Origin of the sequence: Pseudidiomarina homiensis (genome assembly GCF_003987225.1) — a bacterium.
Taxonomy (GTDB): domain Bacteria; phylum Pseudomonadota; class Gammaproteobacteria; order Enterobacterales; family Alteromonadaceae; genus Pseudidiomarina; species Pseudidiomarina homiensis.
The window spans coordinates 1,198,573-1,218,704 of the sequence record NZ_PIPX01000001.1; the positions used below are offsets into that span (position 1 = coordinate 1,198,573).

General features: G+C 48.7%; 15 protein-coding genes. 1 reads left to right on the forward strand and 14 read right to left on the reverse strand.

The features are described from left to right. Nucleotides 1-6 precede the first annotated feature (6 nt). Complete coding sequence (gene wecC / locus CWI70_RS05745) at nt 7-1,275, reverse strand: UDP-N-acetyl-D-mannosamine dehydrogenase (protein WP_126771349.1); 1,269 nt, start codon at nt 1,273-1,275, stop codon at nt 7-9. Between the two features lie 89 nt (nt 1,276-1,364). On the opposite strand from wecC, the gene CWI70_RS05750 reads away from it, so the two are divergent. Beyond that, on the forward strand, nt 1,365-2,510 hold the full coding sequence (locus CWI70_RS05750; RefSeq protein ID WP_126771350.1) for a polysaccharide pyruvyl transferase family protein: 1,146 nt from the start codon (nt 1,365-1,367) through the stop codon (nt 2,508-2,510). 5 nt (nt 2,511-2,515) lie between these two features. On the opposite strand, the gene CWI70_RS05755 is transcribed toward CWI70_RS05750, so the two are convergent. The 13 genes from CWI70_RS05755 to CWI70_RS05810 form a co-directional block, all read right to left on the reverse strand. After that, nucleotides 2,516-4,366 carry an acyltransferase family protein gene (locus CWI70_RS05755; protein ID WP_126771351.1) on the reverse strand — a complete coding sequence of 617 codons (1,851 nt, stop codon included), beginning with the start codon at nt 4,364-4,366 and terminating at the stop codon, nt 2,516-2,518. A 28-nt stretch (nt 4,367-4,394) separates the two neighbouring features. Continuing rightward, on the reverse strand, nt 4,395-5,459 hold the full coding sequence (locus CWI70_RS05760; RefSeq protein WP_126771352.1) for a nitroreductase family protein: 1,065 nt from the start codon (nt 5,457-5,459) through the stop codon (nt 4,395-4,397). 332 nt (nt 5,460-5,791) lie between these two features. Continuing rightward, complete coding sequence (locus CWI70_RS05765; RefSeq protein WP_126771353.1) at nt 5,792-6,265, reverse strand: hypothetical protein; 474 nt, start codon at nt 6,263-6,265, stop codon at nt 5,792-5,794. Nucleotides 6,266-6,284: 19 nt separating this feature from the next. Beyond that, a complete protein-coding gene (locus tag CWI70_RS05770) occupies nt 6,285-6,464 on the reverse strand; it encodes a hypothetical protein (RefSeq protein ID WP_126771354.1) in 180 nt (59 codons plus the stop codon). A gap of 276 nt (nt 6,465-6,740) precedes the next feature. Further along, nucleotides 6,741-8,099, reverse strand: coding sequence for a flippase (locus tag CWI70_RS05775; RefSeq protein ID WP_126771355.1), 1,359 nt, complete (start codon nt 8,097-8,099; stop codon nt 6,741-6,743). 153 nt (nt 8,100-8,252) lie between these two features. Then, nucleotides 8,253-9,941, reverse strand: a complete 1,689-nt coding sequence (locus CWI70_RS05780; RefSeq protein ID WP_126771356.1) for a hypothetical protein — start codon at nt 9,939-9,941, stop codon at nt 8,253-8,255. 374 nt (nt 9,942-10,315) lie between these two features. Next, nucleotides 10,316-10,444: a hypothetical protein gene (locus CWI70_RS12510; RefSeq protein WP_258239980.1), complete on the reverse strand. Its 129-nt coding sequence runs from the start codon at nt 10,442-10,444 to the stop codon at nt 10,316-10,318. Between the two features lie 75 nt (nt 10,445-10,519). Further along, nucleotides 10,520-11,554 carry a type II toxin-antitoxin system antitoxin DNA ADP-ribosyl glycohydrolase DarG gene (gene darG / locus CWI70_RS05785; RefSeq protein ID WP_126771357.1) on the reverse strand — a complete coding sequence of 345 codons (1,035 nt, stop codon included), beginning with the start codon at nt 11,552-11,554 and terminating at the stop codon, nt 10,520-10,522. A 78-nt stretch (nt 11,555-11,632) separates the two neighbouring features. Beyond that, nucleotides 11,633-12,205, reverse strand: a complete 573-nt coding sequence (darT, locus tag CWI70_RS05790; RefSeq protein ID WP_241967827.1) for a type II toxin-antitoxin system toxin DNA ADP-ribosyl transferase DarT — start codon at nt 12,203-12,205, stop codon at nt 11,633-11,635. Between the two features lie 239 nt (nt 12,206-12,444). Further along, nucleotides 12,445-13,971, reverse strand: a complete 1,527-nt coding sequence (locus CWI70_RS05795; protein ID WP_126771358.1) for a hypothetical protein — start codon at nt 13,969-13,971, stop codon at nt 12,445-12,447. A 327-nt stretch (nt 13,972-14,298) separates the two neighbouring features. Further along, a complete protein-coding gene (gene ltrA / locus CWI70_RS05800) occupies nt 14,299-15,567 on the reverse strand; it encodes a group II intron reverse transcriptase/maturase (RefSeq protein WP_126771360.1) in 1,269 nt (422 codons plus the stop codon). A gap of 663 nt (nt 15,568-16,230) precedes the next feature. Next, nucleotides 16,231-17,811, reverse strand: coding sequence for a hypothetical protein (locus tag CWI70_RS05805; RefSeq protein ID WP_126771362.1), 1,581 nt, complete (start codon nt 17,809-17,811; stop codon nt 16,231-16,233). Nucleotides 17,812-18,081: 270 nt separating this feature from the next. Then, nucleotides 18,082-20,130 (reverse strand): secretin N-terminal domain-containing protein, encoded by a 2,049-nt coding sequence (locus tag CWI70_RS05810; RefSeq protein ID WP_198677655.1) that lies wholly within the window; start codon nt 20,128-20,130, stop codon nt 18,082-18,084. Between the last annotated feature and the right edge of the window lie 2 nt (nt 20,131-20,132).

Below are 20,132 nucleotides of genomic sequence, written 5' to 3' on the forward strand. Positions count from 1 at the left end.
AGGTCCCTAATGATCCATAAGTCCGCGCGTATCGATCCAGGCTAAATGTTCAATTTCACCTCGGCTGATAGCTTTAAATTCATTATGATCAACAAGTAAAACCGCAACATCTGCATGCTTCAATCCGAAGTCAATTTCAACCAGCTTTGCGCCCTCAACTGGGTTTGCATCAGCCTTAATGTGAGGCTCGACAACGTAGGTTGTCCCACTATGTTTGGCAGCAATTTCCTTCGCAATCGCCAAAGCCGGACTTTCCCGCAGGTCATCAATATTAGGTTTAAACGCTAAGCCCATACAGGTGACCGTCAATTCCGAAATGGATTTTTGTTTTTGCGCAGCGACCCGAGTCAACGTCTCAAGTACACGATTTAGCACCCACAGCGGTTTACTATCATTTACTTCTCGTGCTGTGCGTATTAGCTTTGCAGTCTTTGGAGCCGAACTGACAATGAACCAAGGGTCAACTGCAATACAATGCCCGCCAACTCCTGGACCTGGCTGCAGGATATTTACGCGTGGGTGTCTATTCGCCAATCGAATAAGTTCCCAAACATTTATGTTTAGCTCATCGCATACGAGTGACAACTCATTTGCAAAAGCAATATTAACATCCCGAAAACTATTCTCGGTCAACTTGGCCATTTCAGCGGTACGAGCATTGGTTTTTAAGCAGTTTCCCTTAAGAAAAATCGAGTAGAGGTCGCCTGCAGCTTCGCTGGATGCCTTCGACAAACCTCCGACAATACGATCATTTTGGACCAACTCGTCCATAACTTTTCCAGGCAAAACTCGTTCGGGACAATACGCAACCAATACGTCGGCACTATCACCATATTCGCTAGGAAATTTAAGATCAGGCCGCGCAGCTGCTAACCAATGTTCCATTTTTTCGGTGGTACCAACAGGCGAAGTAGATTCAAGAACGATTAAATTACCAGTCTTTAGTACTGGAGCAATTGCTTCTGCCGCTGCCCGAATATAGCTTAAATCACCGTCACGATTTTCGGTGAATGGAGTCGGAACTGCAATTACAAAAGCGTCAGCGGCCTCAGGTTGGGTAGTGGCGCGCAATTTATGTTCCGCAACCGTGTGTCGCACAACTTCCCTCAGCCCCGGTTCGACAATATGGATTTCGCCTTTATTTATGGTGTCTACGGCAGCTTGATTGATGTCGACTCCGATCACCTCGGTTCCTTCACGCGCAAAAATTGCAGCTGTGGGGAGGCCAATGTAGCCCAAACCAATAACGGACACTTTACTAAACTGTTTACTCACAAAACTTCCTTCGCCAATCAGTGCGTGTTTGAATTGAGATTCCGTGAAAGCGCGGTATTATACCCTATTATTTCTCAACACCGAACCATATGCTCACCATTGAAATCAAGGGAATTGGATTCAACAATAAGGGCGCCGAGCTCATGCTTTCAGCCGTTATTGACCATTTTAAAGTTGTTTATCCAGATGTTCGCTTTGTAGTAGAGCCACCTGTCTCTCGCCGACAACTCAAACACTTTGAGTTGATGCTCAAAGCACGTTATTTGAGGAAAGGGTACAACACTTTGCAGTTTCTGAATATTTTCCCAAAGTTTATTTTACACAAACTAAGCATTGTAAAAAGCTCGGAAGTTAATATTGTCCTTGATGCCAGCGGATACGGTTATGGCGATCCTTGGGCACCGGGCATTATAAAAAACAAGTTAGCTTTAGAAATCAATAGGTTAAAATCAACAAGGATTCCTCTGATTCTTTTACCACAAGCATTCGGCCCGTTTGAAAAAAAAGCTGTCAAAACAGCATTTCTGCCTATCTACAATAATGCTGATTTACTCTTTGCGCGAGATGAGGCTTCATTAAAGTACCTCTCTGATTTAGGAGTTACACAAGCGGAAGTTAAACAGTCTCCGGATTTTACCAACTTAGTTAAGCCCACGCCCTACTCTGACTTCCAACCTTCTCTCAAATCGGTATGTTTGATCCCAAACCTAAAAATGCTTCGCAATGCCCTGGTGTCTACGCAATACCTGAATTTTTGTCGTGAAGTTTTGGAAAAAACACATAACGAAGGCTTCGAGCCCTTTATTCTCGTGCATGAGAAAGCTGAAGACACAACGCTAGCAAAACAGCTGTTACACGGACTAGATGGACTTGATATTCCGATTGTGACACCTAACACAGCAAAAGAGTGTAAATGGGTCATTGGTCAATCACACCTTGTCATTTCTAGTCGATTCCACGGACTCGTCAACGCTCTCAGCCAAGGAATACCTTCCTTTGCTACAAGTTGGAGTCACAAATATCAGGCGCTACTCGCTGATTATGAACATGAAAGTTACTTGATTGACCTAAACAAGACAGCTGATGAGGCGTCCCGTGTGATATCTCTACTGAAAGATAGTGAGAAGATGACTCAGATCCGTAATCATCTTGAAACTCAGTCAATCAAGCAAAAAGAACTCACACGGAAGATGTGGAAACAAGTTGAACAAAAGATAAACCAGCTAACTCGTTAGTTAAACTACAAATTTAGTGCTGAACGGATTTTTTCCCCAACAAGGGGCTGAGCTTCAAGCGAAAAATGATTTTCATCACGAAGCAACAGCGCGTTTCCATTCGTTATTTTACAGTCTCCCCCCTGATTGCAAAATAGTGGGACGAGGTCAACGTAATGAATATCTAATTCTTTCGCCAACTTCTTCTCGCGTTGAAGTAATTCGTAGTTTGTTGTTTCGCTAAGTTTATATTGGCAGTCACTAAATCCATTACCTTCACTTAGAGACTTAACTATACAGCCCTCAACTCCAGGAAAGTGAGGTGTGGACGAGACAAGATATATGTCGTAATTCAATGACTTTAACTTATCAAACGTCGCTTTTACTTTACTCTTCCAGCGATAGATTGAAATACTCTTTGACGACGACACCAGTACGGCTCGCTGATTCGTGCTTTCCAAGCTTTGTAACTTCTCAAAAACCAAATCATTATAATCTGGACACGTTATCAATTCTTTCCGAGGTGCTTCTTTAATTCCCACTACTGGCGGGCATGCGGACAATGTCATTTGCCAGACTCCGGCATCACCCACAACCTCAGCGACTGCCTTACCAAGGTGCATCGCATGGGAGTCTCCCCATAAAATATACTTGGGATCAGCACTTGACTTGCAACGTGGGTCATCAAAACTTGCTCCAGAGCAAGCGTTACTTAACCCATAATTTTGAGCTAATCTAAGAAATTCTTCATTTCGCTCTGGAAAACCTTGCTTCATATGTCCGTAAATACCACTTGTCGAAAACGCAACAATCCCAACAAATGAGAACACAAATACGTTTCGACGAGTCCAAGTTCGACTTTTATTGTTACGGAAGGGTTGCTCAATCACGTAATAGGTTATGGTCGCAAGCATAAGCGTTGAAATAACGACAAGAGCACCAACTAAGAGACTAGGTTCTTCAAATGTCTTCGCGCGATAGAAGGCCAGCAATGGTTGATGCCATAAGTAAGCACTGTATGAAATCAGACCTACGCCGACAAAACCTTTCCAGCTCAAAAACTTGTTGACCCAATTTGATGGTGCGGAAGAGCATAAAACCAATACGGTGCCTAGTGTCGGCACTAACGCATAAAAACTAGGAAACGGTGTCCTGTCATCGAACGCGAAAATCGCGAGCAAAATAAGTCCCATTCCAATAACACTGAACAACTGTTTGGTTTTTGATGCTTCGCCAATTTTCAATTTATCGGCGTGAACTGCAACGAGTGAGCCCATCATCAATTCCCAGGCTCGAGTCGGCAGTAGATAAAAATTGAAGCTAGGGTTAACGCTCGAAAAATACTGCGCGGCTAATAAACTTACGATGAAAATGAGCCAAAAGGTTATCGCCATTGAACGTAAACTCAAACGCCAAAGCAATAACATGGCAATCGGAATAATGACGTAATACTGCTCTTCTACGGCCAGGCTCCACGTATGCAGGAGCGGCTTCATTTCTGCAGCAACGTCAAAGTAGCCGGTTTTTAAAAAGAAATAGATATTTGACGAAAACAGGGCAGTAGAAACGAGACTTTGAAAAAACTCTTTCAATGCAAAGGGGTCAAGCCACGCCCAAGCAAACGGAATACACGCCAGCATGACAGCAAATAACGCTGGTAAGATCCGACGAGCACGGCGCTCATAAAAATGGATAATACTAAACTTATCTTGAGCTAACTCTTTAAGAAGAATGGACGTAATCAAATACCCACTGATCACGAAAAAAATATCGACGCCAACATAACCACCACTGAATAGCTCGAAGCCAGCATGGAATAAAATTACGGGGAGAACGGCAAATGCTCTTAAGCCATCAACTTCAGAACGGTATTTCATTTAACTTCCTGTGCACCAAAATCCATCGTTATTGCCGCATCAAAACGCGGTCATCCTTCTTCGCTGAATACGCCACGCCGCCCTCGGGGTCGGCGTAACCCACCGCCATTAGCATTATGGGGCGCTGGTAGGGTTCGAGCTGCAATTCTCGCTGCATGGCGCGTTCGCGCTGCTCGATGTCGGGCCAGTTAATTGGACAGGTTGCAAGGCCCAAGGTTTCGGTAGCGAGCATCAATTGCATCGCAGCCAATGCGCCGTCAATGTATATGCAATGGCGGTCGCGTTCAAGTGGATAGGCACTTAAATCACCTACCACCACAATCAATGCTGGGATCTGCTGCGCAAAACCGACTGTACCGCCGGCAAAGCTGGCCACCTTCGCCGCACGCGCGGCATCGTTAATCACATAAAACGAATAGGGTTGGCGATTGCAAGCCGAAGGCGCTAGCGTCGCCATGTTCACTGCGCGAGTCAGCAACTGTTCTGGTACCGCTTCGGGCAAATACCAACGTACTGAACGCCGCCGCCGAAATAACTGTTCAAGGTCATCGGCGTTAACCGATAACGCCGGAGCGTCTGCGCGACGATACGGCACCGCTCCCGAGTTTGTTGCATCGGCGGTTGTACGAGTTGTCCATAGCTCACGCGCTTTGGTAATCACTGGGGTGTCTTGCACTACGGTAAAGTATTCATGCAGTACATCGTGCGCCCAGTTTAATTCCGCTGCGGCAATAACCTTGCTTTGCTGTGCGCGTAGGAACATCTGCACGGTTTCTTCAATATAGGCTTCGGCAAACACCGCGCGCCGCGGGCGCATGATCAGGCCTTTTTCCAGACGATGAGTGTTACGGCGAAGCAACGCATAGCTCTGTTGGTCTTGGTTGAGCGAGCGCCAATAGGCACGGCGGCCTTGTATTACGCCAAAATGTTCGCGGGTGAAGGCGCGACTGAAAAGTCCGTAATACAGCGAGCTGCTCCAGCGCCAACGCGCAAACAATGGCAACACCCAACGACTCACACGCGCAGGCCACGCCCGCAACGACGCCTTTAATTCCGACGGTAAATATCTGCGAGCGAGTGAGCGAAGTCCCATAGTCGCGTTTCTATCTCTTTATGCGTCAAACAGTTGTCCAATGCCGACAAGTTTATCAGCAACCTTCGGTGAATGCATTAGTCCGTGTTGTTGGCGTTGGTCCGCACATGGGTACCCCGTGGTTTTACCACGGGTCCGACCCGACGTTTCCGGTATACCCGATCAATTCGACATCCCCCGCAGTAGAACTGCGGGCTACGACATGGGGTAGCCCGTGGTTCTACCACGGGTCCAACCCGAACATTGCGCGGTGATTGTAGCCCGTGGTTCTACCACGGGTCACGCTCGAACATTGTGCGGTGGTGGTAGTTACCCCGTAGTAGAACTACGGGCTACTTCACCACACGCAGGTGTGGCTTTTCCCTGGGGACTAATTCCTCATCACCATCTAACTCAGTCTCGCTTGGGAAAGTGAATGGCGGGTGACTATTGAAATCGACTAATTTGATCTTGGATTCAGAAAACTTTTGGAAGTTGAGCAGATAAGCAGACAACCAATCCCCCCGTGAACATTCTTCTGTAGCTTCATAACATGGAATTCCGATGTGATAGTGCCAAAGGTGATGCTTTCTCGCGTATTGTACTTTTGCTATGAATTTGGGGTCGTTTTTATCAACGTCAGTAGATTCTTTCATTCGGCCCGGGAAAAGGTCTGTATCACCGAATCCGTGAGCTAGATAATTAGCAATGAAATGATTAAACTTTTGCTTATCGGAGAGTTCAGATGGATAGCAATGCGGCGGCTGTTCGCTCGCATTCATATAAATTTTCAAGAAGTGGTAGCTTACCGTCAGTTGTCGTTCCATGACACGATTCCTTTATTTACTATCCCTCAAGTGTTTGCATCTGATAGTAAACCTGCTCCATTTGGCGTTGAACTTCTTCTGGCGTCATTGCGCCTTTGAGTTCAACAACCTCTTCACTGTCGCGACCTTCAACAGCAGCTTCCATTCGCGGAAGATCGTAGGTGTAGTTAGTTTTTTTATCATCATAATTGCGTGACATGCGTTGCTTCTCCATTAGCGATGCGAATTGTCAAAATCGACACCTATTGTAGTTGTTGTCTATAAAACAAGCAAATCCATGTCATTGGTAGCCCGTGGTTCTACCACGGGTCCAACCCGAACATTGTGCGGTGGTGGTAGTTACCCCGCAGTAGAACTGCGGGCTACGACATGGGGTAGCCCGTGGTTCTACCACGGGTCCAACCCGAACATTGTGCGGTGGTGGTAGTTACCCCGCAGTAGAACTGCGGGCTACCATGTGACGCGGTGGTGGTTGTTACCGGCGCCAATAGCGGTAGCCGAGGGTTAGCGGGAGCAGCAAGGCGTGGGTCATTTGCCGGGCCATGGGGCGGGTTTTGGCGCTGCACCAGAAGCTAAAGTAGCCTGCCATGGCGTACGCCAGCACGGTCGCAAGTGCAGCGCCCATGCCGCCGTAGCGCGGGATCAGCCACAGGTTGGCCGCCACGTTAAACACCGCGCCCAAACCGTGCGTCACCAACGAAAACGGCATGTACCGCTTGGCCAACAGCCATTTACTCGCCACCGCGCGCATAAACACAAACACACCGGCCCAGATATGCACCGCCAGAATTGCGGCGCTCGCTTGATACTCCGCACCGAAGAGCCAAGGCACCACCACAGGCGACGCAAACGACACCACTACGGCGATACTCAGCGAAAGCAGTAACATGGCGTCCACTAACTGTTGCACGCGCGCTGTGAACCACTGAGGGCGTTCCTCGCGGTGCTTCATAAGTACAGTAAAATAGGAACTGACAATGGCGACCGCCAAAAAGTACCACGCTTCGGAAAGTCGCGCGGCCAGAGCGTAATTGCCCAAGACGTCATCGCTGGTCATGTGACCGAGCATGATCTGATCGATTTTCAGGTAGATTGCTGCGGCGACGCCGGACAGCAACAACCAACCGGTTTGCCGAAAAAGTTGTCGGGCGTAATCGAAGGAAAAATCGCGCAGGCTTAACCAGCTGCGCGTGGCTTGTCGATAAAGCAGCAACAAGCCGCCGTCGGTGAACACATAATCTGCGGCAAACACCACGGCGATCCAAAATAAGTCTTGCGTCCACCAGGCGACCAGAATTTTGCCGATGCCGCTAACGAGCACGACGCCACTACGTACCAAACTGATCGGCTTGTGGGCAAGTTGCGCTTGAAAGAAAAAGCGCACCACCTGCACGGCTTGGGTGACGGTCGCTAGCGCCAGTACGGCGAGGGCCATGCGGGCGTCGAGTGCAAGGTCATTGGCGAGCAGCACCCAGGCCAGTAATAAGCCCAGGCCGAGAACGGCGCCGATGAGACGCATGCCAAGGGTGGTGGCCATTACTTGCTTGCGCGAGTGATGCCCCTCGACCAGCTCGCGAGTCACCACGTCGTTGACGCCAAGAGCAGCTAGGGGCAACACCAACGTGACCGCGGCGAGCACATAGGCCAACTGGCCAAACACTTCGGGCCCAAGCGCACGCGCCAACCATAGCGTCACGACCAAATTCACCGCCATGGTAAATACGCGTTCAATCATCATCCAAGAAGCGTTTGCCAGCACCGCTCGCGTCATACCCAACCCTGAAGTCGCAGAAAAGCCCTTAGCATACACTGGGGCCGCCCGCGGTTCTACCACGGGGGAATCCGAACATTGTGCGTAGCCCGTGGTTCTACCACGGGTTTAACCTGACATTTCCGTCATGATCGATGAATTGGGCATCCCCCGCAGTAGAACTGCGGGCTACCATGTGACGCGGTGGTGGTAATTACCCCGCAGTAGAACTGCGGGCTACGGGCTACTAACGCGCTGTGAATCATTCGGCATCCAGTTGCGGTCGTTGCCGATGGTGTAGGCGGAGTGCAGCGCTAACAGGTCGGGTTCTTGCGCGACCACCACGGTCAGTGCGATGCGTTGGCTGGTATGCAGCAAGCCCTTGGCGAACAGCGCCTCGCGCACCACGCCGGCGAGCTTGGTGACGCCGGTCGACGCACGTAAGTCACCCACTAACGCCTCAGCTAACTCATGGCGCACGCCATCAGCATCCGTCACCTCTATGTAAACCTTGGGAATCTCATCACCCGCAGCAAACACCTTGCGGTTGGTCAGGTACAGAATCTGATCCACCCCAACCCCAGACTGCGCCGACACCTGTTGCACCGCATACGGCAGAGCAGCCACCGTAAATGCCGTGCCATTCAAACCCCACGCACCAAGTGCAAGCGGGTCAAGGTCAACGGTGTGCTCCTCTCCAAAACCAACCACTGCGGTCAGCGTAAAATCCCCATGAGTAACCACTAACTCACCGTTCAAGCGCAAGCTCAACAGCTGCGATGCCAATAAGTCACTGCCGTCGGCAAGCTGCGCATTACAACGCCACTGCAACGCGTCGGCGGTCACCTCTAGCCATACGCAGCTCGAACTCGGTAGCTCCACGTGCGGACTCAAGTCGCCCGGCTCCAGCTCCCCTGCCCCTAAGCCCAACCAAGAAAACCGATCACTGCCCGACAACGTGTAGGTCACGTTCTGCGGTACAGCCGCAAGGTCTAACGCAGCGGTTTGCAACTGAAACTCGGCGCTATCCGTGTCAGCGTCACTGTCGCTAGCACCAACCACAAACAGTCGGCGGTACGGCTCCTCCACCGCGACCGTGCGATCAAACACCTCTGTCCCGACCTTCATTTGCCATTGCGGCTGCAGGGTAACAAGCGTGGCGCGGTCCTCGTTGTGCACATCAAGTTCATCAGGCACATGGCCAGGCACATCCGGATAACCATCGTAATTGGTGCGCGACACCGTCATCACGGGGTAGCTCGACGCATTCAGCGCCACTAGCTTAGCGGCATCCAGCGACACCGCACCAAAATCGATGGGCGCCCCCACGGTGGTTAGTTCGCTCGGACCATTGAAGTCGGTAATGCGGAACTTGACCCATGTCAGATCTTCGGCAGCAAGATAGCCGCTACCAATGTTGTCCAAGGTCAGCCCTTTGTAAGCACGCAGCAGATCAGGCGCGGCCCAGACCCGCAGAAAATGCTCGGTTTCACTAATGTAACCACGACAAAGCTCGTCGATGGTCAAGTACGGGTAGGTCGTTTGCGACTCATAATGCCAGTGCGTGTACTGCGGATTCGCAGCCACCGCCGTGTGACATGGGTGGTCGCGGTCATCACCGACATTGAAGACAAAGTTGGTGGTCGGCAGGTTGTATTCTTTCTGACTCTCAATATACAGCTGGGCGGGCAGGCTCGAAGTGTCAACCACACCCTCGCCTGGAAACTGCAGAATAATAAAGTCACCGCGGGCATAACTGTCGCGAAGCTCCATGTGAATCGATGAAGAATTAAAGCTATCGGTCAGCGAGAGGTATTCGGGTGAGGTTCGTACTGCTTGGGTTTGTTGTAAGTCAGCACTCAATGCCATAGACGAGAAAAAAGCCGCGGCGCCAAGCGCAACGGCTGCGAAACTACTTTTACACATATCCATATTCCTTGTTTTTTGTCATACAGCGCAACAGCTTTCAAAAGCCTGCGGTACGAAATGCGCCGGTGTCCTCATTCCTTTTACCGCGCTTTCTAAATTACCCTAGGAATATGATTTGTAAAGAATTATCGTACTTTTTATGTCGCAAATGTCACACAACCTCGTATGAGTACCCCGTAGTTCTACTACGGGTCTAACCCGAACATTGTGCGATGGTTGTAGTGGGTAGCCCGTAGTTCTACTACGGGTCCAGCCCGAACATTGTGCGATGGTTATAGTTACCCCGCAGTAAAACTGCGGGCTACACGCCCACAAAAAAAAGCAAGCGCCAAGGCGCTTGCTTTCTAGAATTATCAATGAATTAACTTAAGTTAAGCTGCTTTAGATAAACGCTTCATTTCAAGTGAGTTTTCAAGCTTCTTCCGAAGAGCTTCTACTCGCTCAGCGCTCTTACGCATTTCCTTAAGTAACATATCCACTTTCTGTGCATCGTATTTCATCACGTTCTCCCTTTAAGTGAATGTTTTAAATATAGGGCAAATCATCAAGCTCCGCAATCACGGCTCCCAGAGTAGTTACAGCCAACGATGCTTGTTCAATACACCTTCTGCAATTTGAATTTGTCTCGAGGTGAAAATTTGCTTTCTTTTGTTCCATGCGTGAACACGTGCTACGAGCTCATCTCCATCGTTGGTATTATCGTGTTTCTTCAGCCAGTGTACTGTCGAGAGTAATTCAAGTCCTTGCGGAGACTCAAAACCTTCAACCAACTGTGAAACACGTTCAAAGCGCTCCCGAGTATCCGAATAAGCTTTAAGATACTCTTGAGCTTCTTGTACGGCACCCGGTACTAAATGCAATTCCTTCTCAGGTGAATCTCCACCATCAGCGTAACCAGAAATAAAGTGTCCTTCTAACGCATTTAGCACATGACGAAGGTTTTGTGCATAGGGTCCATAATGCGCTTTTTGATATCTCAGACGCAACGGTTCTCCAGCTTCTTGCATAAAATACAAAAGCTTATGTACTTCAAGGAGTGAAATTGTAGGATCAAGAAGCCCTTTTAAGTAACGCTCCATAAGCTCGATAAGTACGGCTCTTCCAGCAGTCATAAGCGGCGTTTTTTTACTTTTAGCTATTTGGTCAGTTTGTGGAGCTCCGCTAGGCTCAAATACAAGAATCTCGACTTCACTCAAAGGGCGCATGGCTGCTTCTATTCGCTCGCGCACAACGTCCCAATCGAGTCCTCCTAATCCAGCTCCCAATGGCGGAATGGCAATAGACCCAATGTTCAATCTTTTGATTTCTGCGACCAGTGCTTGCAATCCTGCGTCGATATCTTCGAGTCGACTTGCACCCCGCCAATGACGTTTCGTTGGGAAGTTAATAATAAAACGTGGATTTGCAAGTTGCCCTGTTTCGAACACAAACATCTGGCCCGGCTTAATCTGGTTGTTTTTGCATGCCATAGCGTACGCTTCGAAGTTTGCAGGCCATGCTTTTTTAAACTGTAGCGCAATACCTCGCCCCATGACACCGACACAATTTACGGTATTCACGATAGCTTCTACGTCTGCACGCAAGATATCTCCACGCGTTAGTTCAAGCATTTTTGCGGTCTCCTTAGTAATACCAGTCAGGCCTTATTGTAATCGAGGGTTTGTGCTCTGTAGCGCAGACTGCATTTGTCACTTGACAGTTCTCGATTGAACACCAATCTCCTCGATGAGATGCCACGGAAAACTTTCCTCCATAAGAAACTCTGATTGCTTTCCGTCTTTGGACAAACGCCAATCCCTCGCATTGATGGCCGCCCAGTTAAGTTCATTCAGCTGACTCAAATCATTTCTGTCTTCAAAGAACGCGGAGCCAGCATTCGATAATGTAAAAACCCAACGTCGCTGATGCTCTTGTGCCCATTGAACACTTTCGTAAAGATCTGCTTGTAAATGAACAATCTCAGGTTGCCCGCCTCTATACGTCAATTGATCATCATTCGCGCAATGAATCATGAACAGCATGATAGAGCGAGGGCAAAAATAAAAAGGCACACATTGACCAACATACAAGTCTGGATAACTGCTGAGCATGTTTTGCTGAAGTCGACGCAGTTTGATCGAACTTAATCCGATCGTAGTCCCCGAATCGACAGTATTCTGGTTTATTCGAGCATCACTCAATAAGCCGTTGGAAGCAATGATCGCCGGAAGTCTATCGACATGAACAATATGAAATATTTTGGGTCGTGCGGGTATGCTCATTTTACTTTCTTATTGCTAACATTAACTTCAGAATAGATCGGTTCACCCCATTTTGGAATTATTCATTATCGTCATTTTTTGTAATGCGTAGCCCGTGGTTCTACCACGGGTCCAACCCAACGTTTTAACCATCGCCAAACATAAAAAAACCCGCAGTAGAACTGCGGGCTACATCGGGTCCAACTCGAACATTCTGCGGTGGTTAAAGTTACCCCGCAGTAGAACTGCGGGCTACGATGTTAGCTTGGCCCGTTGCCGTCGTAAACACGTTGCGAATCGTTCTGCACCCAACCGCGGTCAGAACCACCAACGTTGTAAGCCGAATACACCTCAATACTGGCAGGATTCTCAGGCACGGTCACAGTAATCGAAACCTTCTGCGAAGCATCCAGCAATCCTCGAGCAAACATTGCTTCACGCAACGCACCCGCAAGCTTAGTGATGCCTTTACCAGCTGTCAGACCACCAAGGTCATCGCTACTAAAGTGCTCACGCTCACCTGACTCCGTGATCACGTCAATATAAATCGGTGGCTCAAAGTCACTGTAGTCTTTCTGACTCTTATTGGTCACATACAGAATCTGGTCGATACCGGTGCTGCCCGCATCGACTGACGCTTGCGCTGAATAAGGCATGTACGGAATATGGGTTTCAGAACCGTTAATATCCCACTCGCCGTAGTCAAGCTCTGCTAACTCTACGATGTAATCCGGTTGATCACCACTGCGCAGTGTATACGGTATGCTCGTCGAACTTGAGACACCATTGGTAAGAATGCGACCTTGCGCTTTGAACGTACCACTTGGAATAATCGCGGTGCCATTCGGTGTCAATGTAAGATCACTTCTATAATGTGAAAGAGCAGTTGTTTCACACACTGAGACCAGCTCACTAACGGATACGAATTCAATTTCACAGCCAGCAGTAGCGCTTGCTTGACTACTAAAATCAAATGAATTGGGGTCATTCGGAGATTCGTCAACAATCCAACTGAACATATTCGCACCCGAATAGGTCACACGACGTTCGTAAGGAGCGGCCCAACCGTCGAAACCACCGCTTTTTCCATCAATATCCCAAATTACGACGTCATTTGAGCCCGACGTAAATGCAATACGATAGTCATTGATGACATCAACGGTGCGATCAAAACCCCACGTGCTATCGTTCAGCATTGGGCTGTAATACTGATATTGAATCGCAATCGACACTAGGCTCACAGAGTTTTCATCAGCTACATCTAACGGGTCAGGTGTATCGCCCTCGGTATCTGGATAATTGTCGTAGCCCGTACGCGAAATCGTCTCCACCGATAGGCTATCTAGACCTTCCAACTCAGGAGCATTGATCGTTACGTTACCAAGATTAAGTGAGACCCCAACGGTGGTATCACTGCCACTACCGGTAAGCTCCGTTACGCGGTACTTCACCCATGTTTGTTCATTCTCAGCATCATAACCCGCGGTCACGTAATCGAGCGTCACGCCCTTCAAACCACCTCCTGCAGTGCTTAATGCACTTGGCGCTAAAGGACTGGTATCGACAATAGTCTCGCCTGGAAACAGCAAAATAACGAAATCGCCCACGGCGTATTCATCACGCAAAGTAACGGTGATATCGCGCGTGTCAAACGTTTCAACAAACGACAAAAATGCGTACGAAACACGTACATCGTCCGTTGAAATTCGAGTCGCGGGTAATGCCGTTGCGGTTCCATTCACGAATAGTGCTGCCATCGCAGCTGAGAGTAAGGTTAGTTTTTTCATCAGAATTCCTTGCGAGCCGCTTACTGTGTCGAACGTAAGTAATGACTCTATTTATTGTTGTTAGATCAGCGTTTTCACCTACGTAGTCTAAAAAACAATCACATTGATAACAATGGGTTGACAAGGTTCATATACCATACACGCACGTTGATATTTTGTTACTACTGGTACCCCGTGGTTTTACCACGGGGCAAACCCGAACATTATGCGATGGTTGTAGTCAACCCGCAGTAGAACTGCGGGCTACATCATCGGATCGAGTAGGAGGAGGCCTTACGGCCTCCGTCCTCTCACACCACCGGGCATACGGTTCCGTACCACGGCGGTTCATAAGTTATATTTGAGCTGATGGTAACTGTCCATCAACGATACCAATCCCAGTCTATCAAACAACTTCTTCGGTACTGCCTGATTCATGTGCGACGTACCTGCATTCCACCATGGACCACGCCCATTGGTGGTACTTAGCATTGCACGTTTCTCATTAATACCGAGGCGCATCAACATCCGCTTTCGGGTTCGACCTCGTTTCCATTGTCGCCATAGGATCTTTCTTAAATGGCGACGAAGCCAGCCATCAAGTTCATTGAAGACTCCTTTCACATCTGCGTGATGGAAGTAATTTATCCAGCCACGTAGTTTAGGGGTCAGTTCGTTCACCGTTTTACGGATGCTCCAGCCTCTGGCCATTCGCAGTAGAGCCTTAATGTTGTCTTTAAAGCGTTTCACGCTTTTATCGGCAACCCGTAGCCGGATATTATATCTCCGGTTGCACACCGTGTAACCAAGGAAGCAGCGCTTCCATGGTCGGTCGGCGGCACTCTTGTCGCGGTTGACCTTGAGCTTCAGGTGCTGTTCCAGGAACTTAGTCGTCGAGGCAAGCACTCTGTGCGCGGCGCGTTCACTGCCTACATAGATGTTGCAGTCGTCTGCGTAGCGACAGAAGCTATGACCTCGTTTCGTCAGCTCCATGTCCAGTTCGTGGAGTAGGACATTCGATAGCAAGGGTGAGAGCGGCCCGCCTTGCGGCGTGCCTTCTGTTCGTGCTGTCACGATTCCGTTTTCCATGATACCTGCTTGTAGGTAGCGGCGTATCAGTTTAAGCACGGTTCTGTCTTTAATAACACGGGCAATGCGCGACATTAAGAGGTCGTGATTCACCCGGTCAAAGAACTTTGCCATATCAATGTCCACCACCCAGCGTTTACCCGACTCCATATAATCCCGGGCTTGATGCACCGCTTGCGCGGCGCTCTTGCTTGGTCGGAACCCGTAGCTGTGTGGTGAGAACATCGGCTCGAACTGGTCGCTCAGTACCTGATGCATTGCCTGCTGGATAAGGCGGTCTATCACACACGGGATGCCCAGCATCCGTATGCCTCCACCGGGCTTGGGTATCTCGACCTTACGCACCGGTTGCGGTTGATAGCTGCCTTCCAGCAGTTGTTGTTTGATAGGCTGCCAGTGGGTTTGCAGATAGCTTTTCAGCTCATCTGTTGTCATTCCATCTACCCCCGGTGCGCCTTTATTTCGGCATACCCGTTGGTAAGCTTGCAGCATATTTGACCGGTTGGTTATCGCTGATATTAGCTCCATATCAGCCCCGCTCGGAGAGGTTCTGATTGATGCCGCGATGTACTGCACAACCTGACTGTCCAACGTAGACTTCTGGTCTCGCGGTTTGGGTCAGGTGAGCCTATCGCTCTTGCTGTGGTATGTAACATCATCGAATCAACAGGCTCCGATTCATAACCTATGTTCAGCCCTTCAGTTGACGGTGACCAACCTACTACGGCCTCGGCTGACTTCTGCTGTTCCATCCTGATACCTCACAGCATCAGTAGCCTAAGGCAGAGCAACAGATCTCCCAGGGTAATGCGCGTGACCGTCCCACTTATACCTGCCGCATCTACGTTCACAGTTTCCGTGTAAGTATTGGGCTTTAATAGTATTGGCTACCTTACCCACTATAGACGCCTCGTATGCGGTTTCTGTTCGTCAGGTCAGTGTTTTGCTTGCCGCTTCCTTCAGATTTTACCTCGCGGTAGACACCCTTGCGGTTCAGCTAGTGATTCCCCTTACCGGGCTCACAGAGGACTTTCACCTCCAAGTCTTCCTGTCAGCACCACCTGTACAGGAACAGCGCTCATCAAGGCGCTACGCGCCGTGCCTGGCGCACCAAAAAAAAACGCTCCCCGAAGGGAGCGTTTGTCTTTCTTCAGCTAGAGCTGAATCAATTGCTAACGTGTTTTACTGTAATTAGTTAAAAACGCGTTGTGAATCGTTTTGTACCCAACCGCGGTCAGAACCACCAACGTTATATGCTGAGTATACTTCGATTAGATCTGGATCTTCATCGATTACGATTTCAAGTGCAACTTTCTTGCTAGAAGTCAACAGACCTTCCGCGAATAGTGCTTGACGTACTTGACCAGTAATCTTAGTGATACCAGCATCAGCTTTAATACCGCCTAAGTCGGTGTTGCTCAACGTACCTTCAGTACCATCTTCTAAGATGTAACGTACTGAAATGCTTGGCACGATACCAGATCCATAACCAGAGCTATTTTTGTTAGTTACATAGATGATTTGATCGATAGCTAAACCAGCTTGATTGGCTTCGCTTTGCGCTGAATAAGGCATATAAGGAATAAAGGTTACTGAACCATTAACATCCCACATACCAAGGTCCGCAGACTCTAGGTCTGTAGAACCTGTAGCTGAAGCACCGTCAGAATAGTTAACAACTGCATCAATAGTGAAACTACCGCTGTTAACAACTTCAGTACCGTTTAGAGTGAAAGTAAGCGTCTCAGCAACACCCAAACTTCCAGCAGCACAAGTAAATGTCATTTCACCGGCAGTGTGAGCAAGATCTGCGCCACAGTTTGCTGGATTAAAAGCAACTTGGGTACCGTAATCAAAAACAGTGTTGTTCGGGTCACTATCAGCTAACCAACCAAACATGTTGTTGCCAGAGATAGATACGTCCGCGTCAACAAATGTTGCTTTAAGAGCAAAAGCTGTCGGTACGCCATCAACATCAACTGTGTTTTCACTAATAGTAAATGTCGCTACGTCTTGGTTGGTAGGTGCATCAACAAACAATGTACGGTTAGAAGGATCTTTTACGTCAACAGTTTGATCGAACGGGGTCGATACTGAAACTGAGAACTGATCACCCGTTGCGAACAAAGAAGCTGAATCTGCTGTGTCAAGCGGGTCAACACCAGTTTCAGTTGCAAGGCCACTACCTGAGTAGTTTTCGTAGTTAGGACGAGCAAAGTAGGTTACGTCATAGCTAGAAGAACCTTGCAATGCTGAACTATTTACAGTTACAGAACCAAATGGAACTTCTGCAGCTACTGTTGAAGTACCTGAAGTACCAAGATTGGTCACACGATACTTAACATAAGTGTTGCCTAGATCATCAGTGTCAGACAATACGTAGTCGACAGTGAATGATTTAGTATCGTAATCGTTTGAACAGTCGGCTGAACCCGCGTAAGTTCCTGAAGCAGGATCACATACCTGACCAGCAGCTGTCGCGCTGTCATCTGCACCCACAATCACTGATTGCGATGGAACGCTGATGCTGGTTGCCAGGTTACCTAAAACTACTGAGTTTGTACCAGGAAAGGTCAGGATCAGAAAGTCGTTCTCTGTATATTCGTCATCAAGAGTCACAGAAATAGCGTTAGAATCTACTGTGCTATTGACTTCCAAATATTCGTTAGACACTGTCGTTGTGCTGGTAGTCGCGATGTCTGCAGCCATCACGCCTGTGCTAACGCCAGCAAGAGCTAAGGCGACTAGCGATTTTTTAAACATGTTTGTCATGATGTTCTCCAATTTCATGAAATAAGAGTCCTTGGCGCCTGCCAACTCCTCTGTTGTTTATCAAATTGGCCCTGATTAGAGACCGCTCCGATAACTTTGGGCCACGTTAACAAGTTTTTATTGAGTTAGCCGTTTCCCAAATTCTCTGTAGGTCGAGCGCACTAAAATATGCCCTTCCCCCTGTTAAATGTTCTTTGCACGTTACTTTACCGTGTTTTTATAAACTTGAATAGTGTCGGCAGCAACATTTATGCAAAGTTGTTAGCAAGGTTAGTCGTTAAGCTCAATCGTTGTCAAGCCATCTGCTATTGTTTGTCGAATTTCTGCCCACTGATCAGTTGAGTCAATAATTCGTGGTGTAATAAAGATGACTAACTCGGTTTTCTCGCTGTTCCCATCCTTGCCTTCGAACAGATTACCCAATAAAGGAATATCTGACAACCCTGGTACTGAGCTGTTGCCATTTTGTTTGCTTTCTGAGATCAAACCACCCAATAAAATAGTCTGTCCGCTTTGCGCAATCACCTCGGTCTGAATGGCTCGCTCGAAGATACTCGGACTACCCGCAACTGATGGCCCGCCAGCCGACGTATTCGAAATGGTTTGGTCAATCTGTAACACTACCAACCCTTGCGCATTAATTGTTGGGGTGACGTTAAGTTGCACACCGGTCTTCCGATACACCACATTCTGTGTCTGACTTTCAAAGTTTGGGTTTGTCGTCGTCGAACCAATGGTTGGGATATCATTCCCCACATTAATCGACGCTGATACGCCGTCACGTACAACGATGGTCGGATTCGATATGACGTTAATGAGACTTGAGCTTTCTTGGAGGCGCGCGCGCACTGATGACACGCCGTCGCTCCAGTTCACAAAAAAGCCACCCATATCACCAACACCAAGGGCGCCTAAGGTTCCGCCAGTGATCTGGCCGGAACGAAACGCAAACTCGAAGCCCTGCGAAAATTCATCGGTAAGTGTCACTTCGGCAATGGTCGCATCAAGCACCACTTGCTTCGGCATCACGTCCAAACGCTTAATAATAGGTAGTAACGCTTTGTAGTCGGTACCCGTCGAATTAAAAATAATGGCGTTAGAGCGCTCATCTACAGTCATTCGCAGGTTTTCATTCTCAGCTACGATGGCGCCGCCCGAGCGAGCACCAGTGTTGCCCGCGTTGCTGCCGCGTTGCGGTTGCGCTGAACGCGTATCGCGACTGGTATCTCCGCCAAAGCCACCACCGCCAATGAGTGCAGAAATTGACTCACCCAAGTCACTGGCTCGCGCGTAGCGCGGGTGGTATACATAATACCCTTTTTTGGTGCCTTGACTCGGTTGATCAATCTTCTTCGTCCAGAACTGCGCGCGCTCAAGGACTTCTTCATCTGCAGCAAACAACGCTACCGCACCAAGCTGCATGACTGGGACCGCTAGGATGGCAACACCACTGGTTGGGTTGTCGCCCACACTAATCCCTTCGGCGCCCATTAAGCTTTCAAGTTGATCAATATAATCAGTTGGGCTAATAAAGGTAAGTTCAACCAATGCGATGTAACGTCCACGTGTTGCGGGAACATCTAATAGCTGGATTAAATCGAGTAAACGCAAAATCTCCTGACGCTGGCCTTCAGCAAAAAAGGCATTCTGGCTGAGTTCTGCGGTAATGCGTACATCGGTAAGCCCGCGAATGGTTCGTTCTAGGCTCGGTTTAAGCCCATATTTTAACGGGATCACTTGCAAAATGCGTTGCGCGGTGTCGGGTACGTCTTGAAAACGCCGTCCTAAACCAATCACCACATTACTTCGTTGTTTGGCATCTACTGGGTACACGTAAAAGGTTTTGTCACGCAGCGAAACGTCAAGCCCTTTGTCGTTCATTAACTGCCGCGCTAAGCGAAACAGTTCGCGCGAACTGACCGCATCACTCAGGTTTAACGTCACGGTTTGTCGCAGCTCATCCTGCGTCGCAATCACATAGTTCACGGACAATGCTTTGCCAAAAATGGTTTCAATAAAGGCACGCATTGGCAGTGCGTTGGCGCTTACTTGCTGCGAGTCGCTGTCGCTAAATTGCATTGCAGGGTCAGTATCGCTGCGTAACTTAGCAGCATCAGCTTGCAAACTGTTAATCCGAGAAAAGCCACCCTCTCGCACCGATTCGTCGCTTTCTTGCAGCACGCTATCATTTACCACTTCAGCATTTTCGACTTCCATACGATCCGGATTGATTGGAATACGGTCGGTTGTTTGCGCGCAGCCCCATAGACTTAGCGCAGCAAGAAGTGTGAGTGCGGTTTTTGCCTCGATTACCTTCATAA

Excerpts from the sequence above, each read along its gene's own strand:
- CWI70_RS05750 (WP_126771350.1), top strand. The coding sequence starts at position 1,365 with ATGCTCACCATTGAAATCAAGGGAATTGGATTCAACAATAAGGGCGCC.
- CWI70_RS05755 (WP_126771351.1), bottom strand. The coding sequence starts at position 4,366 with ATGAAATACCGTTCTGAAGTTGATGGCTTAAGAGCATTTGCCGTTCTC.
- CWI70_RS05760 (WP_126771352.1), bottom strand. The coding sequence starts at position 5,459 with ATGGGACTTCGCTCACTCGCTCGCAGATATTTACCGTCGGAATTAAAG.
- CWI70_RS05765 (WP_126771353.1), bottom strand. The coding sequence starts at position 6,265 with ATGGAACGACAACTGACGGTAAGCTACCACTTCTTGAAAATTTATATG.
- CWI70_RS05770 (WP_126771354.1), bottom strand. The coding sequence starts at position 6,464 with ATGTCACGCAATTATGATGATAAAAAAACTAACTACACCTACGATCTT.
- CWI70_RS05780 (WP_126771356.1), bottom strand. The coding sequence starts at position 9,941 with ATGTGTAAAAGTAGTTTCGCAGCCGTTGCGCTTGGCGCCGCGGCTTTT.
- CWI70_RS12510 (WP_258239980.1), bottom strand. The coding sequence starts at position 10,444 with ATGAAATACGATGCACAGAAAGTGGATATGTTACTTAAGGAAATGCGT.
- darG (WP_126771357.1), bottom strand. The coding sequence starts at position 11,554 with ATGCTTGAACTAACGCGTGGAGATATCTTGCGTGCAGACGTAGAAGCT.
- darT (WP_241967827.1), bottom strand. The coding sequence starts at position 12,205 with ATGAGCATACCCGCACGACCCAAAATATTTCATATTGTTCATGTCGAT.
- CWI70_RS05795 (WP_126771358.1), bottom strand. The coding sequence starts at position 13,971 with ATGAAAAAACTAACCTTACTCTCAGCTGCGATGGCAGCACTATTCGTG.
- ltrA (WP_126771360.1), bottom strand. The coding sequence starts at position 15,567 with ATGGAGCTAATATCAGCGATAACCAACCGGTCAAATATGCTGCAAGCT.
- CWI70_RS05805 (WP_126771362.1), bottom strand. The coding sequence starts at position 17,811 with ATGACAAACATGTTTAAAAAATCGCTAGTCGCCTTAGCTCTTGCTGGC.
- CWI70_RS05810 (WP_198677655.1), bottom strand. The coding sequence starts at position 20,130 with ATGAAGGTAATCGAGGCAAAAACCGCACTCACACTTCTTGCTGCGCTA.